This window comes from Gymnodinialimonas mytili (assembly GCF_037544085.1).
GTDB classification, from domain to species: Bacteria; Pseudomonadota; Alphaproteobacteria; order Rhodobacterales; family Rhodobacteraceae; genus Gymnodinialimonas; species Gymnodinialimonas mytili.
Genome location: NZ_JBBIFW010000005.1, coordinates 102917 through 120368 on the forward strand (window position 1 = coordinate 102917; position 17452 = coordinate 120368).

A 17452-nucleotide genomic window follows, 5' to 3' on the forward strand; every position below is an offset into this window, starting at 1 on the left:
GCGATGGAGCCTCTATTCCAGCGTGTCGTTCAATTGATGCCAGACATAGACCTGGCCGTTGGGATACAGCGCCAGCACCCGGTCAATGCCGGGCGCGATGTCGCGGCGGCCCAGAAAGGCCTCCGCCTCGCCGGCCTCCAACGCCTCGCCAATGGCGCGCGCGTCGTAGCAGTCGAACCAACCGACCGTGGTCAGGGGCGTGGCGCCTTCATAGGCGAACCCGCCTGCGCGCAACGTATCAGCGGCGGCTTGATCCAACGCGAAACAGGCGCGGAACCGCAGCGGTGAGGAATTGGCGTCGAGCCCTTCAAAGCCTTGCGGTGTCACGACAAGATCACTTCCGTCCGCCAGTTCCAGCGGCAATTCATCCAAGTCGACCGTGAACAGATAGGCACGCGTCTGGGTCCACCAGACGCCAAGCCCGAACAGGATCGTCGCGACCACAATCGCGATAACGGTGAGGCGGCCCGAGGTCATGCCAGTTCAGCCGCCTCGGTCTGGACGAAGGCATCGGCGCACATCTTGGTCAGGGCGCGCACTCTGCCGATATAAGCCTGCCGTTCCGTCACGGAGATCACACCCCGCGCATCGAGCAGGTTGAAGACATGACTCGCCTTGATCGCCTGGTCATAAGCGGGATGGGCCATGATGATGCGCCTGCCGGTTTTCGGATCGTCATAGGGTTCGGCCAGGATGCGAGCACATTCGGCCTCGGCATCCTTGAAATGACGCAGGAGCGTCTCGGTATCGGCGACGTCAAAATTCCAACGGGCATATTCCTGCTCGGTTTGCAGGAACACATCGCCATAGGTCAGGGCAATGGGTGCGTCGGGGTCGTTGAACGGCATGTCCATCACGTGGTCGATTTCCAGCACATACATCGCCAGACGTTCGAGCCCGTAGGTCAACTCACCCGAGACGGGGTGACAATCATGCCCGCCAACCTGCTGAAAATAGGTGTATTGCGAGACTTCCATCCCGTCGCACCAGATCTCCCAGCCCAGACCCCAGGCACCGAGCGTGGGCGATTCCCAATCGTCTTCGACAAAGCGGATATCGTGGATATCGGTGTCGATCCCGATGGCGCGCAGAGACCCCAAATAGAGGTCCTGCAAATCGGGCGGGCTGGGTTTGATCAGCACCTGATACTGATAATAATGCTGCAACCGGTTCGGGTTTTCGCCGTAGCGCCCATCGGTCGGGCGACGCGACGGCTGCACATAGGCCGCAGCCCATGGCTTTTGCCCCAGCGACCGCAGTGTCGTGGCAGGGTGGAACGTGCCCGCGCCGACCTCCATGTCATAGGGCTGCATGATCGCGCAGCCATGGCTGGCCCAGTAGGTCTGAAGCCGCAGGATGATCTCCTGAAACGAACGGGGTTTTGTCAGCTCGGCCATGGCGATGACGCTTTCATGGGTTGCGGGTTGCGCGCCTGACTAGACGGGGGCGCAGCAGGCGTCAACAAAGCGCGGGGCCGAGGTTGGCGCAGATACGTCACGCCCCGGCGAAAAGTGATTGAAATCGGGGTGCAATCGCCGCAAAGCGCCGATATCGTCGCCCGCAATCCGCCGCGCGCCCGGACGTGTTCGCCGCCGCGGCGCGTAAAGCACATCTATAACAAGGTTTTTTGACACTCATGCTGACGCATTTTTTTCGAGGCCTTCTGGCGCTGACCATTGCCATGGCGCTTGCGGTCATGACGCTGGGGCCCGCGCAGGCGCAAGACCGCGTGTGGGTTCAGATCGAAGCGCATCCAGACCTCGCCACCGCCGAGACCCGCGTACGGGCCTATGCGCAATTGGTTGACAATGTGAACGGGTTTCAGGCCGTCACCGGGCTATACGCCGTGGCACTTGGCCCATATGAGCCTGCTTTGGGCCAGCAGATCCTGCTGGATCTGCGCGGTCAGGGTCTGATCCCGCGCGACTCGTTCCTGGAAAACGGTGATCTTTACGCCACGCAATTCTTCCCGGTCGGCACCAATACGCTGCAAAGCGGGGTTGTGGTTGGCACCGGGGACGTTGCCGAAGCAGACGCAACCCAGCCGACGCCTGTCTCGACGGAAACCGAAGCTGAGCCCGAGCCGGCCCCTGCCCCCGTCGCGCTGCCCGAGGAAACCCGGCAAGAGGCGCTGGCATCGGAACGCCTGTTGACCCGCGAACAACGCGACGAACTGCAGATCGCGATGCAATGGTTCGGCTTTTACAACAGCCTGATCGATGGTGATTTCGGTCCCGGCACCCGCAACGCCATGGAGGCCTGGCAGATCGACCGCGGCGTGGTCGAGATCACCGGCATCCTGACGACCCGCCAGCGCGCGCAATTGCTTGAAGAATACTATGGCGAACTTAACGCGCTCGGCATGGCACCTTATCGCGATGAGCGTGCGGGGATCGAGATTGATCTGCCGCTCGCGATGGTGGAATTCGACGCCTACAACTTCCCCTTCGCGCAGTTTGCCGAGACCAACGATAGCGGCGTGCGGGTGATGCTGATCAGCCAGCCAGGCGATCGGACGACGCTGTTTGGCCTTTATGAGATCATGCAGACGCTCGACATTGTCCCGCTGGACGGTGAACGCGCGCGCCAGGGCGACAGCTTTCTGCTGACCGGCCAAAGCGCCACCCTCCGCAGCCATACCGAGGCGCGTCTGGTCGGCGGAGCCGTCAAAGGCTTCACCCTGATCTGGGAGCCGGAGGTCGACGATCAAATCGCGCGGGTTTTGCCGATGATGCAATCGAGCTTCAGTGCGTTTGCGGGCACGCTTGATCCGGCTTCGGTCCCCGAAGGTCTGGATGAAAGCATCGATATGGTGTCGGGCCTGACGGTGCGCAGCCCCGATCTGGTCCGCACAGGCTTTTTCGTCGACAGCCAGGGCAGCGTTCTGACCACGACCGAAGTCGTCGCAGGGCAATGTGACCGGATCCTGGTGGATGAGGCCTATCCCGCCACGATCACCTTCCGCGATGATGCATTGGGCGTCGCCGTTCTGAGCCCGCAACAGGCCCTTGCGCCGATCAGCTTTGCCCGGTTCGCCGCGCAGCCAGGGCGCCTGCGTTCGGATGTGGCGGTGGCTGGCTATCCGTTCGGCGGCGCGTTGTCTTCGGCCTCGACCTCGTTCGGCACGCTGGAGGACCTGCAGGGCATGAACGGGGAAGAGGTGATGCAGCGCCTGGCCGTGAACACCGCCGATAGCGAAGCGGGCGGCCCCGTCTTGGACGCGCGCGGCAATGTCATCGGTGTGGTCCTGCCGGGCCAAGTCTCGGGCCGCAGCCTGCCCTCGGACGTGACGATGGCGCTGCGCGGCGACCAATTGCTGCCGGTTTTGGAAGCCGCTGGCGTGACGTTGAACATCGCCGATGCATCGACCGCGATGAACCGCGAAGTGCTGAGCCGCGCCGCCGCCGACATCACCGTCCGCGTCAGCTGCTGGAACTAACCCGCACGCGATGGCATCATCTCAGGCCGGACCAAGCGCCCGGCCTTTTTTGTGGCGCGCTTATCAAATGCGCCACCACGCCTTCCCCTTGCAGCCCCCCGCGATATGTTGCACCAGAACGCGACGCAGATTTCACGGGCGAGGATACGATGGCCGACGGTAGTTTGAACATGGACGCAAAGCCCACCGAAGACATCTCGGTGCGCGAGGTCTTCGGCATCGACACCGACATGAAGGTCAAGGGTTTCGCGGATCGCACCGACCGTGTGCCCGAGATCGACTCGACCTACAAATTCGACCCCGACACGACGATGGCGATCCTGGCAGGCTTCGGCCACAACCGCCGCGTCATGGTCCAAGGCTACCATGGCACCGGTAAATCGACCCATATCGAACAGGTCGGCGCGCGGCTGAACTGGCCCACCGTTCGCGTGAACCTCGACAGCCACATTTCGCGGATCGACCTGATCGGCAAAGACGCGATCAAACTGCGCGACGGCAAGCAGGTGACCGAATTCCACGAAGGCATTCTGCCCTGGGCGTTGCGCAATCCCGTCGCCATCGTGTTCGACGAATATGATGCGGGCCGCGCCGATGTGATGTTTGTGATCCAGCGCGTGTTGGAGCATGACGGGAAGCTGACCTTGATGGATCAGAACGAGATCATCACACCGAACCCGCATTTCCGCCTGTTCGCCACGGCCAACACGGTGGGTCTGGGCGACACGACCGGCCTTTATCACGGCGTGCAGCAGATCAACCAAGCCCAGATGGACCGCTGGAGCCTGGTGGCGACGCTGAACTATCTCAGCCACGATGCCGAGGTGAATATCGTGTTGGCCAAATGCCCGCATTACAACACCGAGGGCGGGCGCAAGACCATGAACCAGATGGTCACCGTCGGCGATCTGACCCGCACCGCCTTTATGAACGGCGAGCTGTCCACGGTCATGTCGCCGCGCACGATCATCAACTGGGCGCAAAACGCCGAGATCTTCCGCGATGTGGGCTATGCGTTCCGCGTATCGTTCCTGAACAAATGTGACGAACTGGAGCGTCAGACCGTCGCCGAGTTCTATCAGCGCTGCTTTGACGAAGAATTGCCGGAAAGCGCGGCGAGCATGAGCATCGGGTGACGCGGTTCTTTCGGATTGCATTGATGGCTTGGATCGGTCTAGCGACTGGAGGCCAAGCCCAAAACAACTCCGACGATGAGTTCGGCCTGAACGACTTATTGCATCAGATTGCTTTCGAAGGCGCGTCCTGCGTCATGTTGGCGGGCTCAGTTGATACGCGTATTGGACCAACAAGCATCGACAGCCTGGCGGTGGAGACAGGCGTGGCACACGCGTTAATCACCGAATGGGCGCGGGAGCGCGCGCGTGAACACGATATCGCGTCAGATGTCTTACAGCGCGCTGGTACGCCCCATGCGGATCCGCCTGAACCATTTCTCATGATCCTGCAACATGCTCAAATCAACTGCCAAAACCTCGACAGATATAGGAATATTCTGCAACTTGAACTTGACCAAAACGTCCTGCCGAGATCTGACACATGCGCGTTGGAGCGGCTAGAACGGGCGGATGCACTCGAACGATTGACCCGGTTGAGATTCCTCATCGCCGAGGCAGATGATGCGATTGCACTAGGCGACTATGGCGCCGAATTGGTGCAGCTGGCCAACGCAATCGCCCGGCGCAATGATATCACCTTAGATGATTTGACAGGGATATCATCGTCACGCGAGGCGACGGAACGAGCCGTCCGCTTGATGCCCGAGGCGCTGCGACCATCTGATTAACAAATGGTTGCCGCTTTGTTCACGAGATGTGAACAATTTTTGCGTATTCATTCCGTCCATGGGTTTGCGGAAACATATCCCTCTCGTCGCCGCGATGGCGGCTTTACTCACGGCGCCGACCGCTAAAGCAGATATGCCGGATGATCCGTTGACCTTCTTCGCCAATTGCGCCGGGCGTCTTTCGGCGGAATTGTCGTTTCGCTGGCTGTTTTCGGATCCCAGTGCCGACCAGGTCGAGGCCATGCGTCAGACGACACTCGATATCGTCGCGGCGCTTACCCCGCCCGGCGAGGCGCGCACGGTTTTGAACCGCCGCATCGAAGCCCATGCCGCCCATAGCGCGCTGCTGACCCGTGCGCATTTCACAGGCGATGCCTGGGCCAGCGACCATGCAGCACGCAGTCTGATGCGCTGCGCGCGCTATGTCCTGGATCCCGGTGATCTGGCCTGGGTCGACGCGCCGCTACGCGCCCGGCTGCGTTGATAACACGCGGGGCGAAGTCGCGCTCTTTTCCCCTGGCTTGGCCACACGTTTTTGCCGACACTTCGCTTCCATGTTGCGATCTCAGCTCCTCCTGGCGATGGCCTTTGCCATGACCGCCTGCCAATCGGTGCACCGACCGGGAGAAACCGTGACGCTCAGCACGGGCGAGACCTGCCAGGTCTTGGATCAAGGCCCGGACGGGACCCGCCTGACATGCCCCGGATCGGGCGAGATCATCCTTGCCCATCGCGAACCCATCCTGCGTGTCACCGACATCCCAGGCGTACCTCATATTCCACCCGTTCCCCAAAGCGGCGCGGAGGCGGCCTGCCGTGCCGGCCAATATGCACAAGGCCGGGTGCAGGGGGCCGCGGAAGCCGCCGCGCTGGATGCGGTGGGTCTGCCGGGCAATCTGCTGGGCATCTGGCGCCGCAGCCAAGATATTGCCCGCCGGGTCGAGGGGCGCCCCGCCCCCGCCACACCGGACCCCTGCCGGACCAATTGACACTCGGATCAACGGGCAAAACGTGCCGACAATATCAGCGGTTTGCGCAAAAAAGCGCCGACTTAAAAGTATTCAGGAGGTGTTAACGATTATTAAGAGAATCCTCGCTAGGCTCACCGCATGTCATCGCTTGGACTCATCTTGTTATCAGGAATTGTCGCGGGGTTTGCCGCCGCCGCGATCGCGGTTACGGCTGGTGCAGGTCTATGGTGGGCCCTACTCGCCTATATCGTCGGCGGTGACATTGGTCTGATCGCAACCGCCTTGCTTGTCGGTCGTCAGCGGGATCTCAGCGACGCCTAATCATTACTAACGCACACTGTGGATTGACCCTTTGCGGGGTGGAGTTCATCTTGCGCGCATGACGACCATTCCGCACGACACCATCGCCCACGCCGCCGATCTGATCGCGCCGTATATCCGCGTCACGCCTATGCTGGAGGTACCGGGTGCTGATCTCGGGCTACCTGGCGCAGTCCACTTCAAATTGGAACACACCCAGGTCACAGGCTCGTTCAAAGTGCGCGGCGCCTTTTACAACATGCTAACCCGCGACGTGCCAAAGGTCGGCATTGTCGCTGCGTCGGGCGGAAATCATGGGGCGGCAGTCGCTTATGCGGCCACCACGCTTAACCACAAAAGCCGAATCTACGTGCCACGCGTCATCGCCAAAGAGGAAAAACTGCGCCGGATGCGGGGCTTTGGCGGTGACGTGGTGCTGACCGACGGGTCGGTCGCGGAGTGTATGGTCGAATACGCCGCCTATGCCGAAGAGACCGGCGCGCTCAGCGTACACCCCTATGACACTGTGCCGACCCTGACGGGCCAAGGCACCGTCGCGCGCGAGATTGAGGCCACGATTGGCAGGCTCGACACGATTTTGGTCTCCACGGGCGGCGGTGGGCTGATCGGTGGCGTGGCGGCGTGGTTTCAGGATCGCGTCAAGGTTGTCTCGGTCGAAACGGAAAACACTAATACGCTTGAACGCTCCCTGCGCGAGGGGCCCGATATCGATGTTCAAGCCAGCGGGATCGCCGCCGGGTCGCTTGGCGGGCCGCGCCTGGGTGAGGTGTCCTATAAAGTGATCAAAGACTACGTGGATCAGGCCATCCTGGTGCCCGATGACGCGGTCTTTGATGCCGCCAAAACCTTGTGGGGGGCCACACGCCTGGTCGGCGAACCCGGAAGCGCGGTGGCGCTCGCCGCCCTCACAAGCGGTGCCTACACACCCGCCAAGGGCGAACGGGTCTGCGTGTTGCTTTGCGGCGGGAATGCCGAGCCGGATTGGTTCATGGCGCCCAATACCTGACATATGCGCGGGGCAGGAATCGTGGATATGTATCGCAGTCTGTTCGCTCTTCTCAGCTGTTTGGCCACCTCCCCTGTCTTCGCGGAGCCCATGACGCCAGCCGAGGCCACAACTCTGCCGCGGGTGATCGACACGCTCTGCCTCGACCTGATCGAAGACAGCCTCGATTGCGAGCAGATCTTTCTATTGGCCTCCGAAAGCGATCCGGACGTCGCCGATCTTGTTGTTCTTGGGCACCGCGAAGCACGGCCCCCATCCGCGCTGCTGCTGGTGGCGCGTGGGATTACCTTCAACGGGCGCATGTGGGACGATGCGCCGTCACTGGAGCAGAGCGAGGATGGGCATTTGTTGGTGCAGTCCCAGCAATTCGGGGCGGGCCGCTACCCTTGGTTCGAGACGCTGACGCTCGCCGAGCATGAGGGGCATGTGCGTATCATTGAATACGGGTTCTCAAACTATGGACGGCTGGACCAATCGGGAATGAGCTGTGGGGTCGATCTGATCACCGGCGCCTATAGCGCAAATGCCTTTGGCTTTGACGAACCGACGCAAACAGATATCACGCTGTTGGACGAACACGGGCACATCGCGCCCAATCCGGTTCTCGCCGAAGACTGGGACGTCGCCGTCGGCCAAATGCCTAGCCCTTGTGCACGCGCGCTCACATTGATCACCGCAAACTGAAACACAGTGCAACAGACCTAACGTTATGCGCCGAGCCGCTTTGTGGCGGCCTCGGTGAATGGTACCTTTGTGTTGAGGTCGGACGCCAAAGATCCGACCCAAATCGAAGGGTATTATCATGCGTCACTACCGGCTTTGGGCCGCGGCGATTGCCGTGGCCGTCACAGCCCCGTCTGTCGGGGCGTCTCCCTTGAATTGGCCCGAAGAAAGCGCAGGCGAGACCGAGATCGCGGCCCATTGTGCCGCGGTTCTGTCGGCCTATGGGCATGCCTATGAATTCGCGGCCACCCTGACGGGCAACGCGGCCCCAGGCGTCGGCGATCTGCCCGAAACTCTGGTGCAACTGGCGGGTGGCGCCACACGCCTACCCGATATTGCGGCAGCGGCTGCAGGGTTCCACGACCACGCAGAAAGCGTGGCGCGGACCAATTTCTATCCACGTCTTGTGGGCGACGGGACCCCCTACCTGGCCGATGATGGTCGGGAATTGGTGTTGGCGGTGCGCACCTGTTCAGAGCGCTTCAGCCTCTGACCGGCGCCACGGGCCGGGAGGCGGGGCAAAACCGCGTGTGAGTGGTGCTTGGCCTTGCCCTCCTGCTCGCGTCGGTCCATCTGTAGGCCATGAACAAGAACAGCCCGACTGACAATCCCGCCGATCCGTTCAAAAAGGCGCTGGCCGAGGCCACGCGCGTGATGGCGGACGATCCCGATCTGGCCGTCACCTATACGGTCGACCCGCCCGGCCTGTCGGGTGACAGCGTGCGCTTGCCGCAGGTCAGCCGCCGCATGACCCGGGAGGAGGTTCTGCTGGCCCGCGGCACCGCCGATGCGCTGGCCTTGCGCCACAAATACCATGATCAGGGCACGGCCGCCCGTTATGCGCCCCAAGGGGCGATGGCGCGTGATCTGATGGAGGCGATGGAAAGCGCCCGGTGCGAGGCGATGGGCGCCCGCGACATGCCGGGCACGGCGGGCAATATCGACGCGAAGATCGGCCACGAGGCGCGGCGCAAGGGCTATGGCGAGGTGCGCGATGCCGCAGATGCCCCCCTGGCCACCGCCGCCGGTTATCTAATCCGTCACCTGGCCACGGGCCGCGATCTGCCGCCGGAGGCGGGCAATGTCATGGATCTGTGGCGCGGCTTCATTGAGGATCGCTGCGACGGCACGCTGGAAGACCTGCAAGAGGTGCTGAGCGACCAGACGGCCTTCGCCAAATTCGCGCGGCAGTTGATCGACGATTTGGGGTATGGCGACCAGTTGGGCGATGACCCGGACGATATCGAAGATGACAGCGACGAGGACGCCGACGACGATCAACAAGAGGACGAACCGGACTCCACCGGCGAGGATGACAGTGAGGAGGAGGATGCCGAAGCCTCCCCCGAACGCTCGCAGGAGGACCAGCAGGATTCCAGCCAGGCCCAGGTCGATATGGATGATCAGGGTGAGATGGACGAAACCGAAGAGCAGGAACTGCCCGACGGGGAATCGCCGTTGGAGCCGCAACCCCCTGCCCCGCATTCCGATGCCGACCCCGACTACGTGGTTTATGCCACCGAATATGACGAGGAAATCGCCGCCGAGGATCTGGCCGAGGCGCAGGAATTGGAACGCTTGCGCGCCTATCTGGATCAGCAGCTTGAACCCCTGAAAGGCGCCGTGTCGCGGCTGGCCAACAAGTTGCAACGCCGCTTGCAGGCGCAGCAGAACCGGTCTTGGGAATTTGACAAGGAAGAAGGCATCTTGGATGCCGGGCGCCTGGCGCGTGTGGTGGCGAACCCGACCACGCCGCTGAGCTTCAAGATCGAGCATGACACCGAATTCCGCGACACCTGCGTGACGCTGTTGCTGGACAATTCCGGCTCGATGCGCGGGCGTCCGATCTCGATCGCGGCGATTTGCGCCGATGTTCTGGCTCGGACGCTGGAACGTTGCGGCGTGAAGGTCGAGATCCTGGGCTTCACCACGCGGGCCTGGAAAGGGGGCCGCGCGCGAGAGGAATGGCTGGGCGCGGGCCGTCCGCAGCAACCGGGCCGCCTGAACGACCTGCGCCATATCATCTATAAAAGCGCCGACGCGCCCTGGCGTCGGGTGCGCGACAATCTCGGCCTGATGATGAAAGAGGGTCTGCTGAAGGAAAACATCGACGGTGAGGCGCTGGAATGGGCCCATCGCCGGATGGCGGGTCGACCCGAGGCGCGCAAGATCCTGATGGTGATCTCCGACGGGGCGCCCGTGGACGATTCCACCCTCAGCGTGAACCCCGCGAATTACCTAGAAAAACACCTGCGCGACGTGATCGCCATGGTGGAAAAACGCCGCGCGGTCGAATTGCTGGCCATTGGTATCGGCCACGATGTGACACGCTATTATGAGCGCGCGGTGACGATCACCGATGCGGAGCAATTGGCGGGGGCGATCACGGAACAGCTCGCCAGCCTGTTCGATACTGACCCAAGGGCGCGGGCTCGTGTGATGGGGATCAAACGCGCCGGATAGGGCTTGCGCCGCCTTCGGCGTCGCCGGGGGCAATTTTCCAAAGGAAAATTGCGGGATGTGTCACCCTTGTTTCCCCTGATCGAATGGGTGGCGCTTTTGCATGGGTCGACGCCTCCGGCGGGAGTTTTTTGGCCAAGATGAAGGGATGACCGGTTCGAGATCACCATATGCGATCTCGCGTACATTTAAGTGCGCTTGCTTCGGATGACGCGGTCAATTGCACGGGGTGCCGCGATCTGGGCGGGACCGTCACGCACGGCACCTACGGCTATGCTATGGTGATGCCAGTCGCATTCTTCGAAAGCCTGTCCCATGACCAAATTTCGCCTGTGTTCATTTAATATCGAAAACCTGTTCACGCGGTTTGATTTCTCGGCTTTTTCCGACCCGCGCGCCGCAGCTTATCTGTCGCCGATCGTGCAGTTCTACGGCAATTTCGGCGATGGCGACCTGACCAAATTCGAGGAATTCAAACGCTTCGTTCAGACCGCCGCGATCAGCCAGGATGACGACAAACGCCAACACACGGCGCTGGCCATCGCGGAGGCCGACGCGCATGTCTACTGCCTGCAGGAGGTCGATGGCTTCGACGCGCTGGTCCGTTTCATTGAGGCCTATGTGAAGAAGACGATGGGGGAGCGTTTTCACAATCGCGTCTTACATGAGGGCAACGATATGCGTGGGATCGATGTGGCCGCGATCTCGGTCCGGAACGTCCCGTTCTACAGCCGCAGCCACGCCTGGCTGACCGGGTCGGTGATCGACGATACCGAAAGCGGCCAGGCGCTGTTGGATCAGTTTCCACTGGCCAAGGCACGCGCGCGGCAATTGCGGTCGCAGCGGGTCTTTCGTCGCGATTGCCTGGAACTTGAGGTGATTGTGGGGGAGAACAAGGTGAGCCTTTTCAACTGCCATTTCAAATCCATGGGGGGACGCGACCCCGAGCGGTCGCTGGCCACGCGACAGACTGAGGCCATCCTGGTGCGCGAGTTGATCACCCGTAAATTCGCCGATCCCGCGGCTGCGCTCTGGGCGATTTGCGGCGATCTGAACGATGCGCTGGAGTTCCGCTTTGTCAGCTCGGTTGAAAATGACGATGGCAGCTTCACAGAAAGCCCCCGCGGCACGCCGCCCAGTGGCGAAGACGGCTCGGCCTTGGAGGTGTTCTTGAGCGACGGGTTTGCGGTGAACCTGCTGGACACCCTCCCCGAGGACGAGCGCTATACCCATTACTTCGCCGGCGGCCGCAGCAAGACGCAGCTGGATTACATCCTCGCCTCACCCGCTTTGGCCGGCCGGGTCCGCGGCGCGCCTGAGGTGATCCGGGCAGGTATGCCGCACCGCGTTCCAAACCTTGCGACACCGCGCTATCCCCGGATCGGGTGGGATCGTCCGAAGGCCAGCGATCATTGTCCGGTGGTGGTGGAGTTCGATATTTAGCGCCGCATCCTCTTTGCGATGGCGCCCGGCGACAGGGTCGGTATCCTGCTGCCTGCACGCATCCCAGGAGGTCACCATGTTCCAAAACTACACGCCCACGACCCGCCCTGAAGACGGCCCGCCGCGCCTGGCCGCGTTGCGCGATCACCTGACAGAACAGGGTCTTGACGGGTTTCTGGTGCCCCGCGCCGATGCCCATCAGGGCGAATACGTCACCCCACGGGATGAGCGGTTGTCGTGGCTGACCAGTTTCACCGGCTCGGCGGGTTTTGCCGCTGTGCTGCCCGACGTGGCGGGTGTGTTCGTCGATGGGCGCTACCGGGTACAGGTCAAAGCCCAGGTGGCCGAGGATTACACCCCGGTCGATTGGCCGGAGGTGAAGCTGGCCGATTGGCTGATCGAGGCGATGCCGGGCGGCGGTGTGGTGGGCTTCGATCCGTGGCTTCATACGCCTGCGGAAATCGCGAAGTTAGAGACCGCGCTGACGCCCCATCAGATCAGCCTGCGCCCGGTTGCCAATGCGGTGGATGCGATTTGGGAGGACCGCCCCGACCGCCCCGACGCGCCCGCCAAACCCTATCCCGAGGCCCGCGCGGGCCGCAGCAGCGCCGAGAAACGCGCCGATATCGCCGAGGCTCTGCACAGGGATGGCGCCCAGGCGGCGGTCCTGACCCTGCCAGATTCGATCAATTGGTTGCTGAATATTCGCGGCGGCGACCTGAACCATCTGCCGGTCATGCAGGCCTTTGCGATTGTGGATGCGGGCGGCGCGGTACAGGTCTTTACCGATACCGAAAAGCTTGCCGGAGTGGCGCTGGACGGCGACGTGACACTGGCCGATTGGACGGAATTCGGCGCCGCCTTGGCAGGTCTGAAAGGCCCTGTTCGTGTCGATCCCAACACCGCGCCCCAAGCCGTATTTCACGCCCTGGAAGAGGCGGGCATCGAGATCCAGAAAGCGCCAGATCCCTGCCTGATCCCAAAAGCGCGCAAGACCGAGGCCGAGATTGCCGGAACGTCCGAGGCGCATCTGCGCGATGGCGCCGCCGTCACGCGGCTTCTGCATTGGTTCGATATGGAGGCGCCGAAGGGTCATCTGACCGAAATCGACGTCGCCAAACAGCTGGAAACGTTCCGGATGCAGACCGGCGCGCTGAAGGACATCTCATTCGATACGATCGCGGGGGCCGGGCCGAACGGTGCGATCGTGCATTACCGCGTGACCGAGGACACCAACGCGCCGGTTATCCCGGGGCAGCTGTTTCTGATCGATAGTGGTGCACAATACGAGGATGGCACGACCGACATCACCCGCACCCTTCCCGTGGGCGATATCGGCGCAGAGGAACCCACCTGTTTCACCCTTGTCCTCAAAGGCATGATCGCCATCCATCGAGCGCGCTTTCCAAAAGGCGTGGCGGGGGCGCATCTGGATGCGCTGGCGCGCGCGCCGCTTTGGGCCACGGGGCGCGATTATGACCACGGGACAGGCCATGGCGTGGGCGTCTACCTGTCGGTGCATGAGGGCCCGCAGCGCTTGGCGCGCAGTGGCACGGTGCCTCTGGAACCCGGCATGATCCTGTCCAACGAGCCCGGCTATTACCGCGAGGGTGCCTTTGGCATTCGCATCGAAAATCTCATCCATGTGGTTGAGGCGCCGGAAGGGGCCGATGCCCATCGTGAGATGCTGGCCTTCGAAACATTGACCTTCGCGCCCATAGATCGGCGGCTTATCGATACCGGGATGCTCGGCCCCGAGGAACGCGCCTGGTTGAACGCCTATCACGCCGAGGTTGCCGCAAAGCTGACGCCGCGTTTGCAGGATCATCCCGACACAGCCGAGTGGCTCCGTGCCGCTTGCGCGCCGGTCTGACCAGCGCAATTGACACACAGATGTCACACCATCTGTGCAAACCCAACAGGACGCGGTAGGAAGACCGCTCAGACGTCATACGGCACGGGGGGAGACCAATGGCTGACCACATCAAAATCCGCAACGCATCCGGCACATGGACGGTGCGCGCTGGCGGCGCCGTTTTGGCCGAAAGCACCAAGGCGTTGGAAGTGAACGAGGGCAGCTACGGCCCCGTCATCTATTTCCCTCGCGACGATATCGGCATGGCGTTCCTGGAAAAGACCGATAGCACCACACGGTGCCCGCATAAGGGCACAGCGAGCTATTACACGGTCAGTGGGCCCGATGGCGACGTTGTGGATGCCGCGTGGAGCTACGAGGATCCGATCAACGGGATGGAGCAGATCAAGGATCACGTCGCCTTCTATACCGACCGCGTCGCAGTTGAGAAACTTTAGGATCTAGCGGCTGAGCAGCACGCCAAGTCGCCCGCCATCCAGCACACTGGTGAAATTCTGATAGGCCGCATTGGTGGCCGCGCCGTCCTCGCCCCAATCGGACCGGATGGTGATGGTGATCGTGTTGATATCGGCGGTGACCTCAGGTGCGGCGGGCGCCGCAACATCACCCAGGATCGGCCATGCGTCGCGCAGACGCGCGGCGATTGCTTCGGCATCCAAACCGGCGCGCAGCAACAGCACCATGGCGGCGGCCTCGGTCTCTCGATTGGCGAAATCGACCAGCGCCAGGCCGTCCAGCGGCCCCGCCTCGGCACCGGTGACGGGCAATGCGCCGCCATTGCGCAACCACATCCGCACACTGACAACGCCACCTAGATTGGTCGCCCGGCGTAGGCCGCCCACCAGAGCAGCGGCATCGGGGCGGGTCATCAGGTTCGGCCCGCTCGGCGCCTGGATCAGATCCAGCGCCTGCCAGCCCGTGGCCCAAACAGCGCGCCCATCCTGAGGAAACGCCATGCGCAGCGACAAACCTTGATCGCCCCCGAACGGATTGGCGGGCTGCACCGCCTGCGGGTCGGCAGCATAATCCGTTGTGCCACGCCACATAACCGTGCCCTGACCCCGTGGCTCTTCGTCAAACCCGGCCACGAACAGTGCCCCACGCAACCGCATTTCGCTGTCGGGGATGACATCCATGGCCCCCATCCGCACCGGGCCTTGGGCGACCTCCCAGGTCTCGATCCAATCGCGCGCGGTCAACCCAACGGCGCGGCGCACACCGTCATCGCCAAGTTCCGCGATCACCGCCTGCTGGAGCGGCGGGGCCGAGCGCAAAGCGGCAAACCGGTTCGGTGTGTTTGGATTGCGGCCTGCCTGGGCGCCGCGCACGGCAATCCAGCGCACCGCATCGCCATTGCCATAGCCCGCAATGATCGACCCCTCGCCCCCTTCCAGCGCGGCAATGGGCACGCCGCTCAACACCCGTTCAATCAGGCCCGCCGCGCCTTGGGCGTGGGCCCCTCCGGCCAAAAACGATAGCGTCAATGCCAGTTTCAGAATCTGTCTCAACATAGCGTAATCATGCCCATCCGGACAAAGATCGCCAAAGGAAATCTGAGGCGTGAGGCCGGTTTAGCTATGCTCTTCCGCGGCGGTTGCGGCCAAGGCGCGGTTATAGGCCTTCAGCGCATCGACATGGAACAATGCACCCTCCAAGGCCGGTGGCCCGCCCGATGGCGACAATTGTACCACCGGTACAAAATCGAGCCCCGTGCGTTCGAAGATCGGCAGCGCGCTTTCCAGCGTTGCATTGCGATCGGTAAAGATCCCCTGCTCGATCAGGGTCAGCAAACGCTGTTCGGGGGCGGCGGCCTCGTGGGTCATCGGGCGCATCACGCGGCCCACGCGGAACATGCTCAGCAGATAGGCCTGCGGCCCGGCGGCCAGGTGGATGTTGCGCCGCTCCAGCTGGGTCAGGAAGAACGACCGGTCCACCAATTTGGAGGAGATCGCCGTCGACATCGACACTGCCACCATCACCGCCAGACCGGTCTGCCAGTCGCCCGTCAGTTCAAACACGATCAATGTGGTGGAGATCGGCGCGCCCAGAACCGCGGCCGCCACCGCACCCATCCCAGCCAACGCGTAAAGCGTCTCGGATCCTGATACGTCAGGGAAGATGCTGGTTGCGACAAGACCAAAAGCCAAGCCGGTGATCGCGCCGATCATCAGCGAGGGCGAAAACACTCCGCCCCCCATCCGGCCCGCAATCGTGACGGCGGCGGCAATGGCTTTGAGGATGGCGAAAACCACAGCCTCCCATAGCAGCAACTCACCGGTCAGCGCGGCCGAAGTCGTCTCGTACCCGACGCCGATGATATGCGGAAAGTAGATCGCCATCCCGCCCAACATCAAACCGGCAAAGGCGGGTCGCGCCCATCGCGGGATGCTGAACCGGCGCTGCAACACGTTGCCCAGATCCTCCGCAAAGAAGGTGCCGCGCATGAATAGGACCGCCACCAAACCGCTCAGCAGCCCCAGGATCAGAAAGGCGGGCAGTTCGACATAGAATTGCAGCATCCCGTCGGAGCCCAGCATGAACTCCGTCACATCGCCGAATTCCAGCCGGTTGATCACGGTTCCGGCGGCGGAGGCGATGACGATCGGCGCAAAGGCATGGACCGCGAAATGGCGCAGTACCACCTCCAGCGCAAAGATTGCCCCCGCAATCGGTGCATTGAAGCTGGCGCTGACCGCCGCCGCGACAGCACAGCCCAACAGGTCGCGCCCGGTGATCCCGTCGGCCTTGATCCAATCGCTCACCCGGCTGGAGATCACAGCGGCCAAGTGCACAACCGGCCCCTCCCGCCCGGATGAGCCGCCCGAGCCAAGCGTGATCAACGACGCCGCCGCCGAAGCCAGGCCCGCGCGCTGTTCCACACGCCCCTCGGCCAAGGCGGCGCCTTCGATCACATCGGCCACGGACCTCACGCGCCCGTCAGGCGTAAACTTATGTAAGATCAACCCCACCACCAGCCCGCCGCAGACCGGGATGATCAAGATCACCCACCAGGGCAGGCTTTCGGCAAAGCTGTGCAGCATCCGGACATCTTCGACGCCGTAAAGCGTTTCCTGTAGCAGGGAAATGCCTCTGCGAAAGAACAACGCCGCGAACCCCGCCGCGATCCCGATGAACAAAGCGATCAGCCAAAACTGAAATTGGCTCGGCCCCTTTTCCAGCAGCAAAAGCCAGGTCCCGCGCAGGCCCATCCGGGCCCGGTGGGCCTGATCCTGGAAAAAACCGCGCTGGGGCTGGGCCAAGGGGCGGATCGCTTTTCTGCGCGGTCGGGTCGTTGGACACCTGGCGGCGGGGGCCGCGCCGCCCCATTCGCGCTCGGTCATGGTCTGATATTGTGGTAGACAAGCGGCAACGCTTTGAAAAGCCTGCACGCTATCAAATAAGCGTTTCC

General features: G+C 62.5%; 17 protein-coding genes. 13 read left to right on the top strand and 4 right to left on the bottom strand.

Features of this window, described 5'->3' with window-relative positions; all coding sequences use genetic code 11:
- Nucleotides 1-12 precede the first annotated feature (12 nt).
- Nucleotides 13-477 carry a DUF6446 family protein gene (locus V8J82_RS18675; protein WP_339977486.1) on the bottom strand — a complete coding sequence of 155 codons (465 nt, stop codon included), beginning with the start codon at nucleotides 475-477 and terminating at the stop codon, nucleotides 13-15.
- On the bottom strand, nucleotides 474-1397 hold the full coding sequence (locus V8J82_RS18680; protein ID WP_339977488.1) for a glycine--tRNA ligase subunit alpha: 924 nt from the start codon (nucleotides 1395-1397) through the stop codon (nucleotides 474-476). Before V8J82_RS18680 ends, V8J82_RS18675 begins: the two co-directional genes overlap by 4 nt.
- 239 nt (nucleotides 1398-1636) lie before the next feature.
- Between V8J82_RS18680 and V8J82_RS18685 the strand changes: the two genes are divergently transcribed.
- From V8J82_RS18685 to V8J82_RS18745, 13 genes are all read left to right on the top strand, one after another.
- A complete protein-coding gene (locus tag V8J82_RS18685; RefSeq protein ID WP_339977490.1) occupies nucleotides 1637-3439 on the top strand; it encodes a trypsin-like peptidase domain-containing protein in 1803 nt (600 codons plus the stop codon).
- Between the two features lie 149 nt (nucleotides 3440-3588).
- Entirely contained in the window at nucleotides 3589-4575 is a 987-nt protein-coding gene (cobS, locus tag V8J82_RS18690) for a cobaltochelatase subunit CobS (protein ID WP_339977492.1), read from the top strand.
- A gap of 23 nt (nucleotides 4576-4598) precedes the next feature.
- Entirely contained in the window at nucleotides 4599-5243 is a 645-nt protein-coding gene (locus V8J82_RS18695) for a hypothetical protein (RefSeq protein WP_339977494.1), read from the top strand.
- Nucleotides 5244-5337: 94 nt separating this feature from the next.
- Entirely contained in the window at nucleotides 5338-5727 is a 390-nt protein-coding gene (locus V8J82_RS18700) for a hypothetical protein (RefSeq protein ID WP_339977496.1), read from the top strand.
- Between the two features lie 70 nt (nucleotides 5728-5797).
- Entirely contained in the window at nucleotides 5798-6232 is a 435-nt protein-coding gene (locus V8J82_RS18705; RefSeq protein WP_339977498.1) for a hypothetical protein, read from the top strand.
- 120 nt (nucleotides 6233-6352) lie between these two features.
- Nucleotides 6353-6535: a hypothetical protein gene (locus V8J82_RS18710; RefSeq protein ID WP_339977500.1), complete on the top strand. Its 183-nt coding sequence runs from the start codon at nucleotides 6353-6355 to the stop codon at nucleotides 6533-6535.
- Nucleotides 6536-6593: 58 nt separating this feature from the next.
- Nucleotides 6594-7541 carry a threonine/serine dehydratase gene (locus V8J82_RS18715; RefSeq protein ID WP_339977502.1) on the top strand — a complete coding sequence of 316 codons (948 nt, stop codon included), beginning with the start codon at nucleotides 6594-6596 and terminating at the stop codon, nucleotides 7539-7541.
- 90 nt (nucleotides 7542-7631) lie between these two features.
- The gene (locus V8J82_RS18720; RefSeq protein ID WP_339977504.1) at nucleotides 7632-8225 is read left to right on the top strand and encodes a hypothetical protein; all 594 of its coding nucleotides are present in this window, start codon (nucleotides 7632-7634) and stop codon (nucleotides 8223-8225) included.
- Nucleotides 8226-8343: 118 nt separating this feature from the next.
- Nucleotides 8344-8757, top strand: coding sequence for a hypothetical protein (locus V8J82_RS18725; RefSeq protein ID WP_339977506.1), 414 nt, complete (start codon nucleotides 8344-8346; stop codon nucleotides 8755-8757).
- A gap of 89 nt (nucleotides 8758-8846) precedes the next feature.
- Complete coding sequence (cobT, locus tag V8J82_RS18730) at nucleotides 8847-10727, top strand: cobaltochelatase subunit CobT (protein ID WP_339977508.1); 1881 nt, start codon at nucleotides 8847-8849, stop codon at nucleotides 10725-10727.
- A 312-nt stretch (nucleotides 10728-11039) separates the two neighbouring features.
- On the top strand, nucleotides 11040-12167 hold the full coding sequence (locus tag V8J82_RS18735) for an endonuclease/exonuclease/phosphatase family protein (RefSeq protein ID WP_339977510.1): 1128 nt from the start codon (nucleotides 11040-11042) through the stop codon (nucleotides 12165-12167).
- Between the two features lie 76 nt (nucleotides 12168-12243).
- Nucleotides 12244-14040 carry an aminopeptidase P family protein gene (locus tag V8J82_RS18740; protein WP_339977512.1) on the top strand — a complete coding sequence of 599 codons (1797 nt, stop codon included), beginning with the start codon at nucleotides 12244-12246 and terminating at the stop codon, nucleotides 14038-14040.
- A 98-nt stretch (nucleotides 14041-14138) separates the two neighbouring features.
- The gene (locus V8J82_RS18745) at nucleotides 14139-14480 is read left to right on the top strand and encodes a DUF427 domain-containing protein (protein WP_339977514.1); all 342 of its coding nucleotides are present in this window, start codon (nucleotides 14139-14141) and stop codon (nucleotides 14478-14480) included.
- A gap of 3 nt (nucleotides 14481-14483) precedes the next feature.
- Here the strand turns inward: V8J82_RS18745 and V8J82_RS18750 are convergent, their stop codons facing one another.
- Together V8J82_RS18750 and V8J82_RS18755 are read right to left on the bottom strand one after the other, a co-directional pair.
- Nucleotides 14484-15554 carry a hypothetical protein gene (locus V8J82_RS18750; RefSeq protein WP_339977516.1) on the bottom strand — a complete coding sequence of 357 codons (1071 nt, stop codon included), beginning with the start codon at nucleotides 15552-15554 and terminating at the stop codon, nucleotides 14484-14486.
- Nucleotides 15555-15614: 60 nt separating this feature from the next.
- Nucleotides 15615-17252: a chloride channel protein gene (locus tag V8J82_RS18755; RefSeq protein ID WP_339977930.1), complete on the bottom strand. Its 1638-nt coding sequence runs from the start codon at nucleotides 17250-17252 to the stop codon at nucleotides 15615-15617.
- Between the last annotated feature and the right edge of the window lie 200 nt (nucleotides 17253-17452).

What these genes read in the sequence shown, in the direction of transcription:
- V8J82_RS18675 (WP_339977486.1), bottom strand. Translation starts at nt 477, where the DNA reads ATGACCTCGGGCCGCCTCACCGTTATCGCGATTGTGGTCGCGACGATC.
- V8J82_RS18680 (WP_339977488.1), bottom strand. Translation starts at nt 1,397, where the DNA reads ATGGCCGAGCTGACAAAACCCCGTTCGTTTCAGGAGATCATCCTGCGG.
- V8J82_RS18685 (WP_339977490.1), top strand. Translation starts at nt 1,637, where the DNA reads ATGCTGACGCATTTTTTTCGAGGCCTTCTGGCGCTGACCATTGCCATG.
- cobS (WP_339977492.1), top strand. Translation starts at nt 3,589, where the DNA reads ATGGCCGACGGTAGTTTGAACATGGACGCAAAGCCCACCGAAGACATC.
- V8J82_RS18695 (WP_339977494.1), top strand. Translation starts at nt 4,599, where the DNA reads ATGGCTTGGATCGGTCTAGCGACTGGAGGCCAAGCCCAAAACAACTCC.
- V8J82_RS18700 (WP_339977496.1), top strand. Translation starts at nt 5,338, where the DNA reads ATGGCGGCTTTACTCACGGCGCCGACCGCTAAAGCAGATATGCCGGAT.
- V8J82_RS18705 (WP_339977498.1), top strand. Translation starts at nt 5,798, where the DNA reads ATGTTGCGATCTCAGCTCCTCCTGGCGATGGCCTTTGCCATGACCGCC.
- V8J82_RS18710 (WP_339977500.1), top strand. Translation starts at nt 6,353, where the DNA reads ATGTCATCGCTTGGACTCATCTTGTTATCAGGAATTGTCGCGGGGTTT.
- V8J82_RS18715 (WP_339977502.1), top strand. Translation starts at nt 6,594, where the DNA reads ATGACGACCATTCCGCACGACACCATCGCCCACGCCGCCGATCTGATC.
- V8J82_RS18720 (WP_339977504.1), top strand. Translation starts at nt 7,632, where the DNA reads ATGACGCCAGCCGAGGCCACAACTCTGCCGCGGGTGATCGACACGCTC.
- V8J82_RS18725 (WP_339977506.1), top strand. Translation starts at nt 8,344, where the DNA reads ATGCGTCACTACCGGCTTTGGGCCGCGGCGATTGCCGTGGCCGTCACA.
- cobT (WP_339977508.1), top strand. Translation starts at nt 8,847, where the DNA reads ATGAACAAGAACAGCCCGACTGACAATCCCGCCGATCCGTTCAAAAAG.
- V8J82_RS18735 (WP_339977510.1), top strand. Translation starts at nt 11,040, where the DNA reads ATGACCAAATTTCGCCTGTGTTCATTTAATATCGAAAACCTGTTCACG.
- V8J82_RS18740 (WP_339977512.1), top strand. Translation starts at nt 12,244, where the DNA reads ATGTTCCAAAACTACACGCCCACGACCCGCCCTGAAGACGGCCCGCCG.
- V8J82_RS18745 (WP_339977514.1), top strand. Translation starts at nt 14,139, where the DNA reads ATGGCTGACCACATCAAAATCCGCAACGCATCCGGCACATGGACGGTG.
- V8J82_RS18750 (WP_339977516.1), bottom strand. Translation starts at nt 15,554, where the DNA reads ATGTTGAGACAGATTCTGAAACTGGCATTGACGCTATCGTTTTTGGCC.
- V8J82_RS18755 (WP_339977930.1), bottom strand. Translation starts at nt 17,252, where the DNA reads ATGGGCCTGCGCGGGACCTGGCTTTTGCTGCTGGAAAAGGGGCCGAGC.